At 72.8% G+C, this 19,986-nt stretch carries 20 protein-coding genes; 9 read left to right on the forward strand and 11 right to left on the reverse strand.

All coding sequences use genetic code 11. From position 1 onward, the window contains the following. Window positions 1-326: 326 nt before the first annotated feature. From AC6CKD_RS11835 to AC6CKD_RS11855, 5 genes are all read left to right on the forward strand, one after another. Window positions 327-527, forward strand: coding sequence for a hypothetical protein (locus tag AC6CKD_RS11835; RefSeq protein ID WP_498327043.1), 201 nt, complete (start codon window positions 327-329; stop codon window positions 525-527). Between the two features lie 11 nt (window positions 528-538). Then, window positions 539-931, forward strand: coding sequence for a type II toxin-antitoxin system death-on-curing family toxin (locus AC6CKD_RS11840; protein WP_498327563.1), 393 nt, complete (start codon window positions 539-541; stop codon window positions 929-931). Between the two features lie 172 nt (window positions 932-1,103). Next, entirely contained in the window at window positions 1,104-2,888 is a 1,785-nt protein-coding gene (locus AC6CKD_RS11845) for a DEAD/DEAH box helicase (protein ID WP_498327045.1), read from the forward strand. Window positions 2,889-3,314: 426 nt separating this feature from the next. Beyond that, window positions 3,315-3,956, forward strand: a complete 642-nt coding sequence (locus AC6CKD_RS11850; RefSeq protein ID WP_054222485.1) for an IclR family transcriptional regulator — start codon at window positions 3,315-3,317, stop codon at window positions 3,954-3,956. A gap of 148 nt (window positions 3,957-4,104) precedes the next feature. Beyond that, on the forward strand, window positions 4,105-4,902 hold the full coding sequence (locus tag AC6CKD_RS11855; protein WP_498327047.1) for a S16 family serine protease: 798 nt from the start codon (window positions 4,105-4,107) through the stop codon (window positions 4,900-4,902). Here AC6CKD_RS11855 and AC6CKD_RS11860 read toward each other — a convergent pair. The 8 genes from AC6CKD_RS11860 to AC6CKD_RS11895 all read right to left on the reverse strand — a co-directional run bounded on the left by AC6CKD_RS11860 (window position 4,832) and on the right by AC6CKD_RS11895 (window position 11,484). After that, the gene (locus AC6CKD_RS11860) at window positions 4,832-6,130 is read right to left on the reverse strand and encodes an MFS transporter (RefSeq protein ID WP_498327049.1); all 1,299 of its coding nucleotides are present in this window, start codon (window positions 6,128-6,130) and stop codon (window positions 4,832-4,834) included. The two genes, AC6CKD_RS11855 and AC6CKD_RS11860, sit on opposite strands and share 71 nt — an antisense overlap. Next, window positions 6,127-6,381: a hypothetical protein gene (locus tag AC6CKD_RS11865; protein ID WP_498327051.1), complete on the reverse strand. Its 255-nt coding sequence runs from the start codon at window positions 6,379-6,381 to the stop codon at window positions 6,127-6,129. The genes AC6CKD_RS11860 and AC6CKD_RS11865 overlap by 4 nt, the downstream gene beginning before the upstream one ends. A gap of 75 nt (window positions 6,382-6,456) precedes the next feature. Beyond that, the gene (locus tag AC6CKD_RS11870; protein WP_498327053.1) at window positions 6,457-7,086 is read right to left on the reverse strand and encodes an ArsR/SmtB family transcription factor; all 630 of its coding nucleotides are present in this window, start codon (window positions 7,084-7,086) and stop codon (window positions 6,457-6,459) included. Between the two features lie 77 nt (window positions 7,087-7,163). Next, window positions 7,164-8,177 carry a glycine betaine ABC transporter substrate-binding protein gene (locus AC6CKD_RS11875; protein WP_498327055.1) on the reverse strand — a complete coding sequence of 338 codons (1,014 nt, stop codon included), beginning with the start codon at window positions 8,175-8,177 and terminating at the stop codon, window positions 7,164-7,166. Beyond that, window positions 8,178-9,044, reverse strand: coding sequence for an ABC transporter permease (locus tag AC6CKD_RS11880; RefSeq protein ID WP_498327057.1), 867 nt, complete (start codon window positions 9,042-9,044; stop codon window positions 8,178-8,180). It abuts the gene before it with no gap. Further along, window positions 9,041-10,333: a betaine/proline/choline family ABC transporter ATP-binding protein gene (locus AC6CKD_RS11885; RefSeq protein ID WP_498327058.1), complete on the reverse strand. Its 1,293-nt coding sequence runs from the start codon at window positions 10,331-10,333 to the stop codon at window positions 9,041-9,043. The genes AC6CKD_RS11880 and AC6CKD_RS11885 overlap by 4 nt, the downstream gene beginning before the upstream one ends. Continuing rightward, complete coding sequence (locus AC6CKD_RS11890; RefSeq protein WP_498327060.1) at window positions 10,326-10,973, reverse strand: ABC transporter permease; 648 nt, start codon at window positions 10,971-10,973, stop codon at window positions 10,326-10,328. Before AC6CKD_RS11890 ends, AC6CKD_RS11885 begins: the two co-directional genes overlap by 8 nt. A gap of 40 nt (window positions 10,974-11,013) precedes the next feature. Next, window positions 11,014-11,484, reverse strand: a complete 471-nt coding sequence (locus tag AC6CKD_RS11895) for an Lrp/AsnC family transcriptional regulator (RefSeq protein ID WP_498327062.1) — start codon at window positions 11,482-11,484, stop codon at window positions 11,014-11,016. A 133-nt stretch (window positions 11,485-11,617) separates the two neighbouring features. Here AC6CKD_RS11895 and hppD point away from each other — a divergent pair, with 133 nt between their 5' ends. Next, the gene (hppD, locus tag AC6CKD_RS11900) at window positions 11,618-12,769 is read left to right on the forward strand and encodes a 4-hydroxyphenylpyruvate dioxygenase (protein WP_498327063.1); all 1,152 of its coding nucleotides are present in this window, start codon (window positions 11,618-11,620) and stop codon (window positions 12,767-12,769) included. A gap of 310 nt (window positions 12,770-13,079) precedes the next feature. Here hppD and AC6CKD_RS11905 read toward each other — a convergent pair whose 3' ends face one another. Further along, complete coding sequence (locus AC6CKD_RS11905) at window positions 13,080-14,531, reverse strand: tetratricopeptide repeat protein (protein WP_498327065.1); 1,452 nt, start codon at window positions 14,529-14,531, stop codon at window positions 13,080-13,082. A gap of 180 nt (window positions 14,532-14,711) precedes the next feature. On the opposite strand from AC6CKD_RS11905, the gene AC6CKD_RS11910 reads away from it, so the two are divergent. Beyond that, entirely contained in the window at window positions 14,712-16,151 is a 1,440-nt protein-coding gene (locus tag AC6CKD_RS11910; protein WP_498327067.1) for an FAD-binding oxidoreductase, read from the forward strand. 1 nt (window position 16,152) lies between these two features. On the opposite strand, the gene AC6CKD_RS11915 is transcribed toward AC6CKD_RS11910, so the two are convergent. Continuing rightward, window positions 16,153-16,632, reverse strand: a complete 480-nt coding sequence (locus AC6CKD_RS11915) for an SsgA family sporulation/cell division regulator (RefSeq protein WP_498327069.1) — start codon at window positions 16,630-16,632, stop codon at window positions 16,153-16,155. A 286-nt stretch (window positions 16,633-16,918) separates the two neighbouring features. Here AC6CKD_RS11915 and AC6CKD_RS11920 point away from each other — a divergent pair, with 286 nt between their 5' ends. Together AC6CKD_RS11920 and AC6CKD_RS11925 are read left to right on the forward strand one after the other, a co-directional pair. Continuing rightward, window positions 16,919-18,451 (forward strand): RDD family protein, encoded by a 1,533-nt coding sequence (locus tag AC6CKD_RS11920; protein WP_498327071.1) that lies wholly within the window; start codon window positions 16,919-16,921, stop codon window positions 18,449-18,451. A 149-nt stretch (window positions 18,452-18,600) separates the two neighbouring features. Next, on the forward strand, window positions 18,601-19,374 hold the full coding sequence (locus tag AC6CKD_RS11925) for an RDD family protein (protein WP_498327073.1): 774 nt from the start codon (window positions 18,601-18,603) through the stop codon (window positions 19,372-19,374). Window positions 19,375-19,453: 79 nt separating this feature from the next. Here the strand turns inward: AC6CKD_RS11925 and AC6CKD_RS11930 are convergent, their stop codons facing one another. Beyond that, window positions 19,454-19,762, reverse strand: coding sequence for a hypothetical protein (locus tag AC6CKD_RS11930; protein ID WP_498327075.1), 309 nt, complete (start codon window positions 19,760-19,762; stop codon window positions 19,454-19,456). Between the last annotated feature and the right edge of the window lie 224 nt (window positions 19,763-19,986).

Here is a 19,986-nt window from a genome sequence, read left to right on the forward strand (position 1 = left end):
CGTTGCGGGGTGCCGCGCCGTTGCCGGGGGCTAGCCCCCGGACCCCCACTCCTCAAACGCCGGAGGGGCTGGGTTCGGCTGGGCTCGGCCGGCAGGCGCCGGCCGGCCGGCGGGCCCGCGGCCCCGGTGTCGGGCCTGGTGCGTGGCCCAGGCCACACGCCCGGGCCCACGACCGGGCCACACGCCCGGGCCCACACCCGGGCCACACAACAGGCCCGACACCCGGGCCACACAACAGGCCCGACACCCGGGCCACACCCAGGCTCGGCTGGGGGTGGTGGGGAAATGGGGCGCACGCGCGGGGGTGGGCTGGTTAGCATCCGGGAATGAGTGAGTTGATCATCGTCCTGTCCGACGCCGAGCGGGCGGAGTGGGCCGATCTGGCCGATGCCACCGGGCAGAGCGTCGAGGAGGCCGTGCTGGCCGCTGTGCGGGGCTGGGTGCGGGGGGAGCGGGAGCGGGCCGGGGGCGAGGCCGCGCGGTTGGCAGGGAGGCATGCCGGGCTGTTGCGGAGGCTCGGGGAATGAGCACCGGGGACATGACGCGCCACCTCACCCTCGCAGAGGTCCTCGACCTCGCGCGGCACGCCTGCCTCGCCCAGGACCAGCCCGTCGAGCTGCGCGCCGCCGGGCTGCTGGAGTCGGCCGTGCACCGGCCGCGGGCCCGGATGTTCGGGACCTCGGCGTACGCGGACACCCACGAGCAGGCGGCCGCCCTGTTGCACGCGATCGCGACGAACCATCCCCTCGTCGACGGGAACAAGCGCACCGCCTGGCTCGCCGCCGTGACCTTCCTCGCCCTCAACGGAGTCGATCTCGGTGAGGCCGACCAGGACCGCGCGTACGACCTGGTCATCGACGTGGCGGCGGGCAACGAGGAGGACATCGGGCGGATCGCGGAGCGGCTGCGCATCCTCGCCCGGCCGATGTGACGCTCGCCGCACGCGCCGAGGTCACGGGCCTGTCCCTCCGCGAGGGGCGGGCCCGGGCCGGTAAGGTGGCCCGGTTGTCCTACGTACGACTGCCCGTACCGCTGGCCGTACCGATGCCCGGAACGCACGCCGCCCGGAACGGATACGCCGCCGAGAGCCCGAACCGGAGACCGTGACTACTACCGCCTCCCACCACCTCTCACCCGCCTTCCCCGGCCGCGCGCCGTGGGGTACCGCCAGCGCCCTGCGAGCTTGGCAGCAGGGTGCGCTGGACCGGTACCTGGAGACCCAGCCGCGCGACTTCCTCGCCGTCGCGACGCCCGGCGCCGGCAAGACCACCTTCGCGCTGACGCTCGCGTCCTGGCTGCTGCACCACCACGTGGTGCAGCAGGTGACCGTCGTCGCGCCGACCGAGCACCTGAAGAAGCAGTGGGCGGAAGCGGCCGCCCGGATAGGGATCCGGCTCGACCCGGACTACTCCGCCGGCCCGCTCAGCAAGGACTACCACGGGGTCGCCGTCACATACGCGGGTGTGGGCGTCCGCCCGATGCTGCACCGCAACCGCTGTGAGCAGCGCAAGACCCTGGTGATCCTGGACGAGATCCACCACGCCGGTGACTCGAAGTCCTGGGGCGAGGCCTGCCTGGAGGCGTTCGACCCGGCGACCCGGCGGCTCGCCCTCACCGGCACGCCTTTCCGGTCCGATACGAATCCCATTCCCTTCGTGGCGTACGAGGAAGGGAACGACGGAATTCGGCGGTCCTCCGCCGATTACACGTACGGCTACGGGAACGCGCTCGGCGACGGCGTCGTGCGGCCGGTCATCTTCCTCTCCTACAGCGGCAACATGCGCTGGCGCACCAAGGCGGGCGACGAGATCGCCGCGCGCCTCGGCGAGCCGATGACCAAGGACGCCATCTCGCAGGCCTGGCGTACGGCGCTCGACGCGCGCGGCGACTGGATGCCGAACGTGCTGCGCGCCGCCGACCAGCGGCTGACCGAGGTCAGGAAGGGAATCCCGGACGCGGGCGGGCTGGTCATTGCCGCCGACCAGGATTCCGCGCGCGCCTACGCCAAGCTGATCAAGGAGATCACCGGGGTCAAGGCCACCGTCGTCCTGTCCGACGACACGGGCGCCTCGAAGCGGATCGACGAGTTCGCCGCGAGCAACGACCGCTGGATGGTCGCCGTCCGCATGGTGTCCGAAGGCGTCGACGTACCGCGCCTGGCCGTGGGCGTGTACGCCACCACCATCTCGACCCCCCTGTTCTTCGCGCAGGCCGTCGGCCGCTTCGTGCGTTCGCGCCGGCGCGGCGAGACGGCTTCGGTGTTCCTGCCGACCATCCCCTACCTGCTGGGCTTCGCGAACGAGATGGAAGTCGAGCGCGACCACGTCCTCGACAAGCCGAAGAAGCAGGGCGAGGAAGACCCGTACGCCGACTCCGAGAAGGAGATGGAGGAGGCGAACAAGCAGGAGGACGAGGACACCGGCGACGAGGAGCAGATGTCCTTCGAGGCGCTGGAGTCCGACGCCGTCTTCGACCGCGTGCTGTACGACGGCGCCGAGTTCGGCATGCAGGCGCATCCGGGGAGCGAAGAGGAGCAGGACTACCTCGGCATCCCCGGCCTGCTGGAGCCCGACCAGGTGCAGATGCTGCTCCAGAAGCGGCAGTCCCGGCAGATCGCGCACAGCAAGCGCAAGCCGGACTCGGAGGCCGACCTGCTGGAGCTGCCGGCCGACCGGCGGCCGGTGGTCTCGCACAAGGAGCTGCTGGAGCTGAGGAAGTCGCTGAACACGATGGTGGGCGCGTACGTCCACCAGAGCGGCAAACCGCACGGGGTGCTGCACACCGAACTGCGCCGCGTGTGCGGCGGACCGCCGAGCGCGGAAGCCACGGCGGGACAGCTGCGCGAGCGGATCAAGAAGGTCCAGGAATGGGCCACCCGCATGCGGTGATTTCCTACGGAATGCGGCGCGGGCGGCGGGGGGAGATTCGTACGGCCCCCGCCCGCCCGGGCCGTCGTAGCGGTGTGGCCGCACCCGTGGTGGGAGGCCCCGGGGGCCGTCCGGAGCCATGCGGAGAGGCATGCGCAGAGGCATGCGCACACCTGAGCCGCCGGCGGGGCCGAAGGTCACGAATCGACGGCGATGCGCGTTTTCAACCGGCATAAAACGGCAGTAGGCGCCCGGATTCTGGACGAGCCCTTCCGCTGAGCGAACCTGCTCGCTACTGTCCCCGCATCGAACGCCCCGTGGCAGCGCCGCCGCGGGAGCGCAGCCGGTGCCATGGCCGCTACCGGCGGCCTCTCCGTGCGTCGCCGAGGGACCGGCGGCGCTATCCCCAGAGAGTCACCGCCGCCCACCGAAAGAGGGAGAGGCGTCGTGACCGCGGAAACCTCCCAGACTCTCGACCGAGGACTCCGAGTTCTCAAACTGCTCGCCGACACCGACCACGGTCTGACCGTCACCGAGCTCTCCAACCGCCTCGGTGTGAACCGCACCGTGGTCTACCGCCTCCTGGCCACCCTCGAACAGCACGCCCTGGTCCGCCGCGACCTCGGCGGCCGCGCCCGCGTCGGCCTCGGAGTGCTGCGCCTGGGCCGCCAGGTGCACCCGCTCGTGCGCGAGGCGGCGCTGCCCGCGCTGCGCTCGCTCGCCGAGGACATAGGCGCCACCGCGCACCTGACCCTCGTGGACGGGACCGAGGCGCTCGCCGTGGCGGTCGTCGAGCCGACCTGGACCGACTACCACGTGGCCTACCGGCCCGGCTTCCGCCATCCGCTGGACCGCGGGGCAGCCGGCCGGGCCATCCTGGCCGCCCGCCAGGGCACGCTCATCGAGCCCGGGTACACGCTCACCCACGGGGAGCTCGAAGCGGGCGCCAGCGGCGCCGCGGCGCCCCTCGTGGGCATCACCGGGCTGGAGGGCAGCGTGGGCGTCGTCATGCTGGCCGACGCCGTGCCCGAGCGGGTCGGCCCGCGCGTGGTGGACGCCGCCCGCGAGGTGGCCGACGCCCTGCGCTGAGCCGCGCGGCACATCAGGACGCAGAGCGGTACACCGGGCAGCACCCGGGCAGTACCCGGGCAGGACCCGGGCAGGACACCGAGCCGCGCCCCCGACCGACGGGGGCGCGGCTCGACCCGTTCGGGGGGACCCGCGCTAGATTGGCCCGGTGCTCTCTCGCCTCACACGCCTGCCGCGTCCCGCCGCCCTCGCCGTCTGCGCCGTGCCCGTGCTCGCGCTGTTCGCCGTCGCGGCCCTGGCACCGCTGCCCTTCGTGATCGCGCAGCCGGGCCTCACGGCCGACGTGCTCGGCTCCCGCGACGGCAAGCAGGTCATCACCATCACCGGGGCACCCACCCGCGAGACCACGGGCCAGCTGCGGATGACCACCATCCAGGCCACCGGCCCCTCCACCTCCGTCACCCTCCCCGAGCTGCTCGGCGACTGGTTCGACACCTCCCGGGCGGTCATGCCCAGGGAGTCGGTGTACCGGTCGGGCGGAAGCGACAAGGAGATCGAGGAACACAACCTGGAGGAGATGACCAAGTCGCAGTCGACGGCCTCCGCGGCCGCCCTCGGCTTCCTCCACAAGGACCCGAAGGACGTCAAGGTCGAGCTGAACCTCGCCGACGTCGGCGGTCCGAGCGCCGGACTGCTCTTCTCCCTCGGCATCGTCGACAAGCTCGACGGGAACGGCAGCGGCGGCGATCTCACCGGCGGCGGCACCATCGCCGGTACGGGCACCATCACCGCGGCCGGCGAGGTCGGCGCGGTCGGCGGGGTGGCCCTGAAGACTCAGGCCGCGCGGCGCGACGGGGCGAGCGTGTTCCTCGTACCGGCGGCGGAGTGCACGGACGCCAAATCCGAACTCCCCGAGGGGCTCCGGCTGGTCCCCGTCACCTCGCTGACGGATGCGGTGAACGCGCTGCGGGCTCTGCAGAAGGGCCAAGCGGCTCCGTCCTGCTGATCCGGGACGCGGCCGCCTCCATGCTCCGCCAGGCCGGGAACACCAGCGGCGAGAGCGTGACGAGGAAGTAGACCCCGCCGAAGACCAGCAGGGCCCGCGTCACCCCGAAGCCGTCGACCAGCAGCCCCGCGGCCAGCCCGCCCAGCGGCATCGTCAGCTCGCAGCCGGCCGTGGTCACGCCCATGACCCGGCTGCGCAGCGCGTCGGGCACCTTCTCCAGCATCACGGTGGTCAGGATCGGGTTGAGCACGCCCGCACCCAGTCCGGACAGCGCCATCGTGACCGCGAGCGGCAGCGGGGTGTCGGTGAAGGCGGCGACCACGTAGCGCGGGGCCCCGCACAGCAGGAACGCCGCGGCGAACACGGCCCTACGGGAGAACCGCTCGCCCCAGGCTCCGTAGAGCAGGGCCCCCAGCAGCGCGAACCCGCCGAAGAGGGCGATCATCAGGCCGAGCGCGGTGGCTCCGCCGAGCGCCTCGCGGCCGTGCACCGGCAACAGCACCGCGGACCAGCCCTGGTCGAGGCCGTTGGTCATCATCACCATCAGCGTGATGCCCAGCAGCAGCCGGGCCCGGGTCAGGAACCGCCAGCCCTCGGCGAGTTCGGCCCGGTAGCCGGCCAACGACACCTTCCCGGCGGCGCGCTGCGGCTCGGCGGCCGGTATCCCGCGCAGGAAGGCGGTGACCAGCAGCGCGGAGGCACCGAAGGTGGCCGCGTCGAGGAGCAGGACCGACTCGGCGCCGACCGTGGCGATCAGTACGCCGGCCAGCGCGGCCCCGATCATGCGGGCTCCGCGCGAGACGGCGTCGTAGAGGCTGGCGGCGCGGGCGACGGTGGTGCCGGCGTGCTCGGCGAGGTGGGGGAGCAGGACGTGGCGCGCGGTCAGGCCGGGGGTGTGCACGAGCCCGCCGACGGCCATCAGGGCGCACAGCATCCAGAACTCCAGCAGCCCGGTGTAGTGCAGCAGCGGTATCGCGCCCACGGACAGCCCGCAGACCAGGTCGGAGACGGCGGAGACCCGGCGGCGGCCGAGCCGGTCGATGACCGGGCCCCCGACGAGGGCGGCCACCGCGACGGGCAGGGTCGCGCAGAAGGCGACGATCCCGGCCCGGCCGGCGCTGCCCGTGGTCTGGAGCACGAACCACGGCACGCCGATGAGGGTCAGCGAACTCCCGGCTATCGAAATGGTGTTGGCGAGGAGGACGGCGACGAAGGGGCGACGGCTCACGCGATGCCGCCGTGCGGGCGGGAGATCCGGGCGTTGCGGGTGATGCGCGCGTGCAGGTGCGCGGGCTGGATCAGGCGGATGCCGAGGGCGATCAGGGTCTCGCCGAGCCGGTTGCGCAGGGCGGGGCCCCGCGGGCGGGGAACGTGGGACACGGACGGTGCGGCCTCCCGCGCGCGGCGCCAGGCGGCGGCCGCAGCGGTGCGGGTGGCATGGACCTCGGCGTGGATTTGGGCATGGCTGAAGGCGTGCACGGCAGGACTCCTTCTGCGAAAGGGGTGTGGAGGGCGCTGCTCGGCGGCGCTCCTCGGTGGGGCTGCACGGCGGCGCTACTTGGTGCGCACCGGGAAGGCGTGCGTATGGATCCGGACCGTCTCGGTGTCCTCCGAGGGCGGCAGGTCGCGGTAGCTGTTGATCAGCTCGTGGACCTTGAGGACCAGTTCGTGGCTCTGTGCGGGGGTCAGCTGCAGTGAGAAGTCGCTGAGCTCGGAACTGCGGTGCCACTCCACCGACCAGGTGTGCGCGTCACCCAGCCAGGCGGACAGTTCTTGTCCGTGGATCTTCACGATCTCCGCCAGGAAGACCTCCGCGGCGCCGCGCGTGGCCGGGTCGGCGTCGTAGACCAGCGCCTCGTCGAAGATGGTGCCGTCCTGGGACGGTCGCCACCAGCGTTCACGGCCCTTGCCGTGCTCGGGGGCGTCCTCGACGAACCCGTACGCGGCGAGCTGGCGCAGGTGGTAGCTGGTGGCGCCGCTCGATTCCCCGAGCTGCTCCGCGAGCTGCGAGGCGGTGGCCGGCCCGTGCAGGCGCAGGTTGCCCAGCAGCCGGATGCGCAGCGGGTGGGCCAGGCCGCGCAGGGAGCTGGCGTCGAGCTTGCGGAGCTGGGGCTCGGCGGGCTTCTGGGCCTCTGGCGGTGGCAGTGGCGGTGGCTTCTGAGGGTCTGCGTTCTTCTCGGGCATGCCTCAACCATAGAGTTGCAAAGAACTCTATGCAAGGGTTTCTTTGCAACTACTTCTTTGCATCTCCGGCTCCGGAGTCACCCCTCCTTGATGAAGCCCTCCGCCACCAGCCAGTCCTTCGCCACCTCGTGCGGGTCCTGCCCGTCCACGTCCACCAGCGCGTTGAGCCGCTGCGCCGTCTCCGTGTTCAGCCGCTTCGACAGGGGGTCCAGCAGGCCCGCGATCTCCGGGTGCTTCTCCAGCGTCTTCGCGTGCAGCTCCGGCGCCGCGTTGTAGTTGGGGAAGAAGTGCCGGTCGTCGGCGAGGGTGTCCAGGTCCATGGCCTTGATCCGGCCGTCCGTGGTGAAGGCCTCGCCCAGCAGACAGGAGTCGGACTTCGAGACCTGCGTGTAGATGATCCCGGCGTCCATCTTCATGACGTTGCCCGCCGGGATCTTCATCCCGTACGCCTTCTCCATCCCCGGCAGCCCGTCCTCCCGCGAAGCGAACTCGTTCTCCACGCAGACCGTCACCGCCCCGGGGTCGCGCTGCGACAGCGCCGCCACGTCCGACAGGGTCTTCAGCCCGTACTTGGCGTTGTTCTTCTTGCTGATGGCGAGCGTGTACGTGTTGTTGAGCGTGGACGGCGGCAGCCATGCCACGCCGTTCTTCACGTCCGCGTCCCGCACCGCCTCCCACTGCGCGTACGGGTCCGCGATCGGCTTGTCGTTGCCGAGGTAGGTGATCCACGCCGTGCCCGTGTACTCGTACATGGCGTCCGCGTCGCCCTGGATGATCGCCTCGCGGGCGCTGATCGACCCGGGCAGGTTGGTGCGGTCCAGCACCTCCGCGCCGGCCGCCTTGAAGATCAGGCCGATCATCTGGCCGAGCACGATGTTCTCGCTGAAGTTCTTCGAGGTGACCGTGAGCGAGGCGCCCTTGAGGGGCCGGCCCTGGCCGACCGAGCCCGGCAGGACGTCGTCCACCATCGGTGACCCGCTCTTGAGTCCGCAGCCCGCGAGCGGCAGCCCGAGTGCCAGCAGGGCCGCGCACACCGCGGCCGTCCGTCCGGAGAGGGTGGACAGGGAGGAGAGGGGGGAGAACCTGTCCATCTACGCCTCCAGCCCGCGCGGGGTCAGGACCGTTTCGGCCAGCGAGGCCAGCCAGTCCACGAACAGCGCCAGCGCCACCGTCAGCACCGAGCCCAGCACCAGCACCGGCATCCGCTGGGTCTGGATCCCGGAGGTGATCAGGTCGCCCAGGCCGCCGCCGCCCCCGAAGGTGGCCAGGGTCGCGGTGCCGACGTTGAGGACGAGGGCGGTCCGTACGCCCGCCAGGATCAGCGGGACGGCCAGCGGCAGTTCCACCTTCATCAGGGTCCCCATGGAGGACATCCCGATCCCGCGCGAGGCCTCCACCAGCTGCGGGTCGATCCCGCGCAGCCCCGCGACGGTGTTGGACAGCACGGGCAGGACGGCGTAGGCGACCATGCCGATGATCGCGGTCGAGGGGCCGATGCCGAGCCAGATGACCAGCAGGGCCAGCAGGCCGATGGCCGGGGTGGCCTGGCCGATGTTGGCCACGGCGGTGACCAGCGGGGCCGCCCGGCGCAGGCCGCGGCGGGTGAGCGCGATGCCGAGCGGGATCGCGATGATCAGCACCCAGAAGGTGGAGATCGCGGTGAGCTGGACGTGCTGCCACAGCCGGAGCTCGACGTTGCCGTCCGCGAGGGAGTTCTCGGCGATCGCGTCGAGGGTGGCGTTGGTGATCCACAGGTAGGTGGCCAGCAGCACCAGCGCCAGCACGATGGGCAGGGTCACCAGCCGGGCCCAGGTGAGCCGGCGCCCGGGGCGCGGCGGCGCGGTGGAGGCCATGACCTCTTCACCGGGCTCCGGCTCCTCCTGGTCGCGGAAGATGTGGCCCCCCAGCTCGTGCTCGCCGGGCGGGCGTTCGGGGGAGACCGGGTTGCGCGGGCTCATGAGCCCTCCGAACCGTCCCGGAGCCCTTCCAGGTCCCGCTCGACGCGGTGGTGGCGCAGCTCCTCCAGGTCGTGCGCGTGCTCGGCCGCCGTCAGCCGGTCGGCCTCCAGCATCTCGTGCACGGAGTTCATCAGGGTCTCCATGTCCACGACGCCGATGTACTCGCCGCGCCGCCCGGTGACGGCCACCCGGCCGCCGCTGTCGGTGAGTACGGCCTCCAGGGCGTCGTGCAGGGTCGCGTCCCGGGTCACCGTGTCGTGCACGAGCTGGCCCGCCCGGGCGAGGGAGCCCTTGGCGCGCATCAGGTCGCCGCGGCGCAGCCATTTGTACGGGCGGCCGCGCCGGTCCAGCATCAGCAGCTCGTTGCCCTGGCCGGCGCGCAGGGTGTTGAAGATCTGCTGGAGCGGGTCGTCCACGGACACGGTCGGGAACTCGGCGATCTCCACGTCCCGCACCCGGGTGAGGTTGAGCCGCTTGAGGGCGGCCCCGGCGCCGACGAAGCCGGAGACGAAGTCGTCGGCGGGGTTGGTGAGGATCGCCTCGGGGGTGTCGAACTGCGCGATGTGCGAGCGCTCGCGCAGGACGGCGATCCGGTCGCCCAGCTTGATGGCCTCGTCGAAGTCGTGGGTGACGAAGACGATCGTCTTGTGCAGCTCGTGCTGGAGCCGGATCAGCTCGTCCTGGAGGTGGTCGCGGGTGATCGGGTCGACGGCGCCGAAGGGCTCGTCCATCAGCAGGACGGGCGGGTCGGCGGCGAGCGCCCGGGCCACGCCCACGCGCTGCTGCTGGCCGCCGGAGAGCTGGCGCGGGTAGCGGCCGTGGAACTCGCGCGGGTCCAGGCCGACCAGGTCGAGCATCTCCTCCACCCGGTCCTTCACGCGGGACTTGGACCAGCCGGTCATCTTCGGGACCAGGGCGATGTTCTCCGCGACCGTCATGTGCGGGAACAGCCCGGAGGACTGGATCGCGTACCCGATCTTGCGGCGCAGTTTGACCGGGTCCATGTCGGTGACGTCCTCGTCGCCGATGCGGATCCGGCCGGAGGTGGGCTCGATCAGCCGGTTGATCATCTTGAGGGTGGTGGACTTCCCGCAGCCGGAGGGGCCGACGAAGACCACCAGCTCGCCCGCCTTGATCTCCATGGAGACGTCGTCGACGGAGGGGCTGGGGTTGCCGGGGTAGCGCTTGGTGAGGTTCTCCAGCTGGATGGTGGCTCCGGAGGCTGCGGCCGGCTGCGGGCTCGCCTCCGGCTGCGGGCTTGTCGTCGGCGCGGACGTCGGCTCAGACACGGATTCCCCTCGGGATGGTGAGACGGCCGAGCAGCACGTACGCGGCGTCGAAGAGCAGGGCGAGGATGACGACGCCGAGCGTCCCCGCCAGCACCTGATTGATGGCGTTGGCGCTGCCGAGCGAGGCGATCCCGCGGAAGATCTCGTTGCCCAGGCCCGGCCCGGAGGCGTAGGCGGCGATGGCCGCGATGCCCATCAGCATCTGCGTGGAGACCCGGATGCCGGTCAGGATCGGCGGCCAGGCGAGCGGCAGCTCCACCTTCAGCAGCTGGGCGGTGCGCGACATCCCGATGCCCTTGGCGGCGTCGACCAGGGCCGGATCCACCCCGCGCAGGCCCACGATGGAGTTGCGCACGATGGGCAGCAGCCCGTACAGGGTCAGGGCGATCACGGTCGGCGCGACGCCGAGGCCGACGATCGGGATCAGCAGGCCGATCATGGCGAGCGAGGGGATGGTCAGCACGGTGGAGGTGGAGGTGACCGCGAGGTTCCCGGCCCAGCCGCTGCGGTACGTGAGGACGCCGATGGCGACGCCGAGGGCGGTCGCGATGACCGTGCACTGGAAGACGGCGCTGGCGTGCTGGAAGGCGTCGGTGAGCAGCTGCTGGTGGCGGTTGGACAGGTAGGACCAGAAGCTCACGCCGCGTCACCTCGTCCGTCTCGGCCGTCGTTTCCGCGGGTCAGTCGTCCTCTGCCGCCTGTTCGACCAGGGGAATGATCCGCAAGGGCACGGGATTCTCCATGACAATCGCTGTCGAAGCCCGCACGATCCCATCAAACGCGACAACTCGGTCGATCACCCGTTGAAGGTCGGCGTTGGACCGGGCCACGAGCCGGCACAGCATGTCCCCGTGCCCGGTCGTCGTGTGCAGTTCCAGCACCTCCGGAACCCCGTCCAAGTGGGCGCGTACGTCCGCCCCTTGCCCCTGCTTGATCTCCAGCGTGGCGAAGGCCGTCACCGGGTACCCCAGGGCCGCCGGATCCACCTGCGGACCGAATCCCCGGATGACTCCGTTCGACTGAAGCCGGTCCAGCCGGGCCTGCGCCGTGCCGCGCGCCACGCCGAGCCGGCGCGAGACCTCCAGGACCCCGATCCGGGGCTCGCGGGCGAGCAGGACGATGAGCCGGCCGTCGAGTCCGTCGATTCCCATGGGTGCCTCCGGGGCGGTCGGTCGGTGGTCATAGTGCACAGATATCCCAGCCATCCTGGGCGCCAGCTGGGCAGTTTGTACAGCAGAAATGGAAACTATTGCGCAGCTTGTGGAACGGCGGGACTCTGCGGTCATGACTGAGACCCAGCCGCTCGACACCGCACCGCGCACCGCCGCCAAGGCCGATCCCTTCCCCGTCAAGGGCATGGACGCGGTCGCCTTCGCCGTAGGCAACGCCAAGCAGGCCGCGCACTTCTACTCGACCGCCTTCGGCATGAAGCTCGTCGCCTACTCCGGACCGGAGAACGGCACGCGCGAGACGGCCAGCTACGTCCTGACCAACGGCGCCGCGCGGTTCGTCCTCACCTCGGTCATCAAGGCCACCACCGACCGCGGCCGCTTCCTCGCCGAGCACGTCGCCGACCACGGCGACGGCGTCGTCGACCTGGCGATCGAGGTCCCCGACGTGAAGGCGGCCTACGCCTACGCCGTCGAGCACGGCGCGCGCGGCCTGGACGAGCCGTACGAGCTCACCGACGAGCACGGCACGGTGCGGCTGGCGGCGATCGCCACCTACGGCCAGACCCGCCACACCCTGGTCGAGCGCGGCGACTACACCGGCCCCTACCTGCCCGGCTTCGTCTCCGTCGCCCCGATGGTCGAGCCCCCGGCCAAGCGCACCTTCCAGGCCATCGACCACTGCGTGGGCAACGTCGAGCTCGGCCGCATGAACGAGTGGGTGGCGTTCTACAACAAGGTCATGGGCTTCACGAACATGAAGGAGTTCGTGGGCGACGACATCGCGACCGAGTACTCGGCGCTGATGTCGAAGGTCGTCGCGGACGGCACCCTGAAGGTGAAGTTCCCGATCAACGAGCCGGCGATCGCGAAGAAGAAGTCGCAGATCGACGAGTACCTGGAGTTCTACGGCGGCGCGGGCGTCCAGCACATCGCGCTCGCCACGAACGACATCGTCCGCACCGTGCGGGCGATGCGGGCGGCCGGCGTGGAGTTCCTGAACACCCCGGACTCCTACTACGACACCCTCGGCGAGTGGGCGGGCGAGACCCGGGTCCCCGTCGAGATCCTGCGCGAGCTGAAGATCCTCGTCGACCGCGACGAGGACGGCTACCTGCTGCAGATCTTCACCAAGCCGGTCCAGGACCGCCCGACGGTCTTCTTCGAGATGATCGAGCGGCACGGGTCGATGGGCTTCGGCAAGGGCAACTTCAAGGCCCTGTTCGAGGCGATCGAGCGGGAGCAGGAGAAGCGGGGCAACCTCTAGCGGGTTGCGTTGACCGGGTCCCGGTGGCGTGGCGCCGCCGCTCGGGGCTCCGCCCCGGCCCTCCCCGCGCCTCAAACGCCGGCGGGGCTGGGACCGCCCCCTGCGGCGCCGCTCCTGGGGCTCCGCCCCAGACCCCGCGCCTCAAACGCCGGCGGGGCTGGATTTGGCCGGCGCCGGGCCGGATTTCCAGCCCCCCCCGGCGTTTGAGGCGCGGGTCCGGGCCGAGCCTGCCCGCGGCGAAGCCGCAATCCGGCACCGCGGGAAGGGGCGGGGTGGGGGAGGCCCCGCGCAGCGGCCCCCGCCCCCCCGGTCAGCGCCCCGACGGGCTCGGCTTGGGCTTGGGCTTGGGCTTGGCGACCGGCTTCGCCTTCGGGAGTTCCGGGGCCACCCACGGAGTGGTGGGCCGCATGTTCTCCGGGCCGCCCGCCGGGGGCTTGCCGATCGTGGCCAGGGCCTCCTTCGCCAGCGGCGCCCGCACCGGCGAGAACCGCGGGTTCGTCCGCAGCGCCTCCTCCAGGTGCCGCCGCGCCCCGGCCACGTCGCCCAGGCCCCGCTCGATCACCGCCCGGTGGTACGAGAAGTCCGCGAGCCGCAGCCCCTGCTCCGTGGCCCTCTTCGCGTACTCCAGCGCCGCCGCGTCGTCACCCGTCTTGTGCAGCGCCCAGCCCAGCGCGTCCGCCACGTGCACGCTCTTGTGCCGGGCCCACTCCGCCGTGAGGCGCCGTACGGCCGCCGCCGGGTCGCCGTGGTCCGCCTCGAACCGGCCCAGGAGCAGCTCCTCGTTCACCCCGCTCCGGGCGGCCTGCGCCGCGAGCCCGTCGTACACCGCCTTCGCCTCGGCGCCCCTCCCCAGCGACTCCAGCAGCTCGCCCAGTTCCAGCGACAGCGCGGGCACCGCGGCCCGTCCCAGCGCCATCCGGTAGTCCCGTACCGCCTCCCCGGCCCGTCCCATTGCCGCCAGCACCCGCGCCCGGCCGCCCAGCGCCTGCGCCTGCGCCGGGTCGGTGCGCAGCGCGGCCTCGTACTGCTTCAGCGCCTCCGCGTCGTCGCCGCGCTCCCACGCCAGCTCGCCGAGCCGGAACAGCACGTACGCCTTCTCCGCCGGGGCCTTCGCCGCGCCCCCCGCGTGCTCCATGGACATGGCCGCGTCCTCGCGCCAGCCCCGGTCCCGGTACACCTGCGAGGCCTTCATGAAGGCCGCGAGCCCCGGCCGCAGGTCCACCAGGCGCTCCATCGCCGTCTGCGCGGCCTTGTAGTCCCCGAGACCGCCGTACGCGTCCACGAGCACCGGGTACGCCGTCCAGCGCTTCGGCGCCTGCGCCCGTACGAGCTCGCCCCACTTCTTCCCGGTCCCGAAGTCCCGCCGGGCGTTGGCCAGGGTGCCCATGCCCGTCATCGCGTCGAGGTTGCCCTTCTCCGCCGGGCGCAGCTCCAGCGAGCGCTTCAGCGCGGCCTCCGCCTTCGGGTACCAGCCGGGATCGGCCGTCCGCCGCGCCTGCTCCAGGTACGCCGATCCGAGCACCGCCCACGAGGCCTCGTCGTCCGGATGTGCCGCGACCCACTTCTCCCGGTCGGCGACCAGCGCCGACAGGTCCACCGCCGCCGCCGGCGCACCCATCCCGACCGCCGCGCGGGCCCGCTCGCTGGGCCCCGGCGGGCGCGCGTCGTCGCCCGTGCGGGCCGGCCGGATCAGCAGGGCCCCGGCGATCAGGACCACCAGGGCCGCCGCCGCCACGAGCGTCTTGCGGCCGGTGAAGGTCACGGGCGGGGCAGCCTGCTGCCGCCTCTCCTGGGAGAGGGGGGCCCGAGAGAGGGGGGCCTCACGCATAGGGTCCATAGGGTCCATGGGGTCACTGTGCGTCAATATGAAGAGCTCGCCGAGGTGTCCGAAGAAGGTCGCGGGCGTGTTCACACCGATGGCCCCGACTGTCACGCTGGCACCATGGCTGACGAAGTTGACGACGTTTACGCCCCGGGCCGGACCCCGGGCCGGACCCCGCAGGACGCCCCGCCCGCCCCGAGGCTCCACGCGCTGCTCCTGGAAGGCCTGCCGGCCGAGGCCCTGCTGACCGACCCGCAGGTGACCGCCTCCTACGCCACCGACATGGCGAGCTTCTGCGCCGCCGGCACCCCGGCCGCGGTGGTCCTGCCCCGGACCGTCGAACAGGTCCAGCACGTCCTGCGCACCGCCCACGCGCTCCGCGTGCCCGTGGTGCCCCAGGGTGCCCGCACGGGCCTGTCGGGCGCGGCCAACGCCTCCGACGGCTGCGTCGTGCTCTCCCTCGTGAAGATGGACCGGATCCTGGAGATCGACACCGTCGACCGGATCGCCGTCGTCGAACCGGGCGTCGTCAACGCCGTCCTCTCGCGCGCCGTCGCCGAGCGCGGCCTGCACTACCCGCCGGACCCCTCCAGCTGGGAGCAGTGCACCATCGGCGGGAACATCGGCACCGCCGCCGGCGGTCTGTGCTGCGTCAAGTACGGGGTCACCGCCGAGTACGTCCTCGGCCTCGACGTGGTCCTCGCCGACGGCAGGCTCCTGCGGACCGGCCGGCGCACCGCCAAGGGCGTCGCGGGGTACGACCTCACCCGCCTGTTCGTCGGCTCCGAAGGCAGCCTCGGCGTCGTCGTCCGGGCCGTCCTCGCACTGCGCCCGGCCCCGCCCCGCCAGCTCGCGCTCGCCGCCGAGTTCCCCTCCGCCGCGGCCGCCTGCGCGGCCGTGTGCGCCGTCATGGAGGCCGGTCTGACACCCTCGCTGCTGGAGCTGATGGACCGTACGACCGTCCGCGCCGTCAACGCGCTGGGCAAGATGGGCCTGCCCGACACCACCGAGGCCCTGCTGCTCGCCGCCTTCGACACCCCGCACGCGCCCGAGGACCTGGCCGCCGTGGGGGAGCTGTGCACCGCCGCCGGGGCGAGCGCCGTCGTACCGGCCGAGGACGCGGCCGAGTCCGAACTGCTCCTCCAGGCCCGCCGGATGGCCCTGCCCGCGCTGGAGGCCCTGCGGCCGGCGACGATGATCGACGACGTGTGCGTACCGCGCACCCGGCTCGCCGAGATGCTGGACGGGACCGCCGCCATCGCCCGTACGCACGGCCTACTCATCGGGGTCTGCGCGCACGCCGGCGACGGGAACACCCACCCCATCGTCTGCTTCGACCCCGCCGACGAGGACGAGACGCGGCGCGCCCGCGCGTCCTTCGAGGAGATCATGGCGCTGGGGCTCGAACTGGGCGGGACCATCACGGGAGAGCACGGGGTCGGCGTCCTGAAGAAGGAGTGGCTCGCCCGCGAACTCGGCCCGGTCGGACTGGAGATGCAGCGCGCCGTCAAACACGCCTTCGACCCGGAGGGACTACTCAACCCCGGCAAGCTCTTCTGAGTCACAGCTCCCCGTCCGCCGACTCGTCCGACGGCCACGGGTCGCGCATCCACAGCTCGTCGGCCGGCGTCGGGGCGAGCAGCTCGGCCAGCGCCGCGTCCAGGCCGAGCCGGTCGGCCTCGGTGCCGGGCGGCACGATCCGCAGGGTCCGCTCCAGCCACGCCGACACCGATACGGCGGGGGCCTCCAGCAGGGCGTCGCCGTCGGGGGAGCTGAGCGCCATGCACAGGACGGACTGCTGGCCGACCTTCGTGGGCCAGATCCGCACGTCGCCGTGGCCGCACGGGCGGAACACCCCCTCGACCAGCAGCTCCCGGGCGAAGGTCCAGTTGACCGGGGTGCTGGAGCCGGTGTGGAAGGTGATGTGCACGGCGAACGGGTCGTCCGTCAGGTACAGCAGGCGGGCGGGGACGGGGACGCTGCGCTCGGGGGACAGGACCAGCTTCAGTTCCAGCTCGCGCTCGACGACGGGGTGGTGCATGGCGGCCTCACTTCGGTACGGGGTACGTGTTCGGGTGGTGCGCGGGGCCTTCGAGCGGCCCGTACCCGGAGAGAGCGCCGAAGTGCCCGGGTATGACGCGAGTTCGCGAGGCACATCGAGGATTGGCCGAAATCAATCGGCTGACCGAAATCCTCCGTACGGGGCCGCGTTCGCCAGGGTTCGCCCGAACGCTTGGATTCTCCCGTTACCGGACCTGTCGGGGGGCGGTTCTTGGCTATGGTCCACCCCTGCAAGAAGCCTCAAGCCACGATCGGAGTTGGGGACATTGACGGCCTCCCCTGGTGACGGCGAGCACGCGGCCCGCGAGGGCTACTACCCCGATCCGTCCATCCCCGGGTACGTCAGGTTCTGGAACGGCCTGAACTGGGTTCCCGGTACGAGCCGCCCCGCGGCCCCTGCCGACGAGACGGGTCCCGTGTTCCTCGACGAGACCGGCGTGAGCGAGGCGCTGCGCGGGCCGGAACGATGGCCGCGGCCCGAACCGGAACCGGCTCCCCGCCCGGCCCCCGACGCCTGGCCGGAGCCGGCCGTCTCCGGGGCGGAGGCCTCTTCGCGCCCGCGGTCGGGGGCCTGGCCGGAGCCGGCCGCTTCCCGTGCGGAGCCCGTCTCCCGTGCGGAGCCCGCTTCCCGTGCGGAGCCCGCTTCCGGGTCGGAGATCGAGGCCTGGGCGGAGTCCGTTTCCCGGTCGCGGGTCGAGTCCTGGCCGGAGCCTGCCGCTTCTCCGGCGGAGTCCGGGCCGTCGCCGGAGTCCGGTGCCGAGCCCGGGGGATGGCAGGCCGACCCGCTCCACCAGGCCGGCTTCGGGGGGCCGCGCGACCGCCGGGTGTCCTGGGGCCACGAGGCGGCCGTGGCGGCCCGTCCCGCCGGGATCTCCCTGGCCCGCACGCCGGTCCCGGCGCCCGCTCCCCGCCCGGCGCAGGCACAGGCACAGGCCGAGGCCCCGGCGCACCGATCGGCGCAGGCCCCGCCCCGGCACTCGGCCCCGGCCCCCGTGTCGGCCGCCCTGCCCGGGCAGGCCTCCGGCTCCGCCGCCCCGGGCGGCCTCGGCATCCTGTCGGCACCCTCCCCGGTCGGCGCGGCCGCGGCCGCGGCACATGCCGCCGCTCAGGCGCCCGTGTGGCCCGCCGCCCCGGCTCCGCCGGGCTCACCGGGCCCGGACGCGGAGCCGGTCGGGCGCGCCCCCTCCGCGGAGCGCCCCGCCCCCGCCCCGGCCCCGGCCCGGGCCGTCCCGGCGGAGCCCGCCCGGCGCGCGGCCCCCGTAGAGCCCCCGACCCGTGCGGAGCGACCCGCGGGAACCGGCCGCGCGGTGTTCGAGCGGATGGCGGAGCGGGCCGTGCGCCCCGCCGGGCTCGTGCGCCGCGCGACGGCCCGACTGCTGGACTCCCTCGTGTACGCCGCCGTCGCCACCGGGGTCGCGCTGCCCCTGGTGCCCGGGGCGACCGCGCACCTCCAGGCCAAGGTGGACGCCGCCCGCGCGGGCGGCCGGACCACCACCGTGTGGCTGCTCGACGCGACCATCGCGGGTTCGCTGGGCCTCGTCCTGGGCGCCGTCCTCCTCTTCGGCGTCTTCTACGAAGCCGTGCCCACCGCCCGTTGGGGTCGCACCGCCGGCAAGAAGCTGCTCGGCGTACGGGTCCTGGCCACCGCCTCGCTGCGCCCGCCCCGCTTCGGCGCGGCGCTGCGCCGCTGGCTCGTGTACGCCCTCCTGGGCCTCCCGGGGGTCCTGTGGGCCCTCGCGGACCGGCCGCGCCGCCGGGCCCTCCACGACCGCGCCGCACGCACCTACGTGGCCCGCTAGGGCCTGTCGTCAAACTCCCGTCGCCGCCCGAAGCGGACCGGAGTGTGACGACGGGCCCGTAGGGGCCGCGGGGGGCCCTCGCACCCCCGCGTCCCCCGAACGGACGCGTTCCCGTTGCGGGCCGCTCCGGGCCGGGTTCGACTCGGGCCATGAGCACCGACCAACCGCCGCCGGGCCAGCCGCCCGAGGACGACCCGTTCCTCAAGAAGCCCCAGGAACCGACGCCTCCGCCGTCGGGTGGTTCGCCGTACGGTTCACCGCCCGCAGGCGCCGGCGGAGCCTTCCCGCCGCCCCCGCCCGGAGGTGGAGGGGGCTATCCCCCGCCGCCCCCGCCCGGAGGAGGCGGCTATCCGCCCCCGCCGCCCCCGTACAACGGAGGCGCGGGCGGTGGCGACCCGTACGGCGGTGGTGGCGGCTACGGCATGCCCGACCCGCTCGCCGGGATGCCGCCGCTCGCCGACTTCGGCAAGCGGCTGGCCGCCCGCGTCATCGACCTGCTGATCATCGCCGTCCCGCTGTTCCTCATCCAGCTCCTCGTCGGTGACCGCAACCGGTACACGGTCGAGACGAACAACGGCGAGGACGTCACCGAGGTCATCACCAAGTCGTACAGCGGCAGCGGTCTGGTCATGACGCTGATCTCGATCGTCGCCTACGTGGGCTACGACTGGTGGTTCGTCAAGAAGAACGGCCAGACCCTCGGCAAGAAGTGGATGGGCCTGCGCGTCGCGATGCTCAACGACGGCAGCGTCCCGCAGTCCAACGCCGCCCTCTCCCGTGCCGCCGTGCTCTGGCTGCCGACGCTGATCTGCTGCTTCTGCCTGTGGCCGATCGCGCTCGTCATCTCGATGCTCGTCGACAAGCCCTACAAGCAGGGTCTGCACGACAAGGTGGCCAAGACCGTGGTGGTCCAAGCCACCTAGAAAGCCGCCTAGAGGTATGCAGTCCGGTGCGCGGGCGGTCTCCCCCTCGGGGAGGCCGCCCGCGCCGCGCTGTGCGCGGTCAGTGGTGCACGGGGTGTTCGACCGGGGCCGGCGCAGACGCCGGCGCGGCCGCCGCCACGTCCCGCGGCACGGTGTCGGGAGCCGCGGGGTACGCGGGGGCGGTCCTCGTACGGCTCGCCGCGTGCCGCCCGCGCCGGCGCGGGAGCGGGAGGGTGAGCGCGACGAGGAGCCCGAGGGCGAGGGCGGCGGCGGCGATGACCGCGACGCCGAGTCCCGTACTCGTCTGCGAGAGCAGCAGCATGGCGATCGTCGACACGATGACGGTGGCGGACCCGTAGGCGAGCTGTGCGGCAGTCGGACGCGGCATGGCGATATCCGTCCTCGTAGCGGGAGGGGGAGCCGGCTCGGCCAGGTCTGGCGCCGAGCGACCCTACGACGGTGGATGCCCGAGCGGGACTGTCGGTAAGCGCGACCTCACCCGTGCGACGGGGAGCAGCGGAGCACGGGGGGCGCACGGGGAGCACCGCTGGGGTGCGGGGGCGAGGAGGGGCGGGTGGGGTCCGTCGGGGGATCGGACGCACCGTTCGTCCC

It is taken from the genome of Streptomyces sp. GQ60, from assembly GCF_059758875.1.

Coding starts and splice junctions, on each gene's coding strand:
- AC6CKD_RS11835 (WP_498327043.1), top strand. CDS start 327: ATGAGTGAGTTGATCATCGTCCTGTCCGACGCCGAGCGGGCGGAGTGG.
- AC6CKD_RS11840 (WP_498327563.1), top strand. CDS start 539: ATGACGCGCCACCTCACCCTCGCAGAGGTCCTCGACCTCGCGCGGCAC.
- AC6CKD_RS11870 (WP_498327053.1), bottom strand. CDS start 7,086: ATGCCCGAGAAGAACGCAGACCCTCAGAAGCCACCGCCACTGCCACCG.
- AC6CKD_RS11875 (WP_498327055.1), bottom strand. CDS start 8,177: ATGGACAGGTTCTCCCCCCTCTCCTCCCTGTCCACCCTCTCCGGACGG.
- AC6CKD_RS11880 (WP_498327057.1), bottom strand. CDS start 9,044: ATGAGCCCGCGCAACCCGGTCTCCCCCGAACGCCCGCCCGGCGAGCAC.
- AC6CKD_RS11895 (WP_498327062.1), bottom strand. CDS start 11,484: ATGGGAATCGACGGACTCGACGGCCGGCTCATCGTCCTGCTCGCCCGC.
- hppD (WP_498327063.1), top strand. CDS start 11,618: ATGACTGAGACCCAGCCGCTCGACACCGCACCGCGCACCGCCGCCAAG.
- AC6CKD_RS11910 (WP_498327067.1), top strand. CDS start 14,712: ATGGCTGACGAAGTTGACGACGTTTACGCCCCGGGCCGGACCCCGGGC.
- AC6CKD_RS11915 (WP_498327069.1), bottom strand. CDS start 16,632: ATGCACCACCCCGTCGTCGAGCGCGAGCTGGAACTGAAGCTGGTCCTG.
- AC6CKD_RS11925 (WP_498327073.1), top strand. CDS start 18,601: ATGAGCACCGACCAACCGCCGCCGGGCCAGCCGCCCGAGGACGACCCG.
- AC6CKD_RS11930 (WP_498327075.1), bottom strand. CDS start 19,762: ATGCCGCGTCCGACTGCCGCACAGCTCGCCTACGGGTCCGCCACCGTC.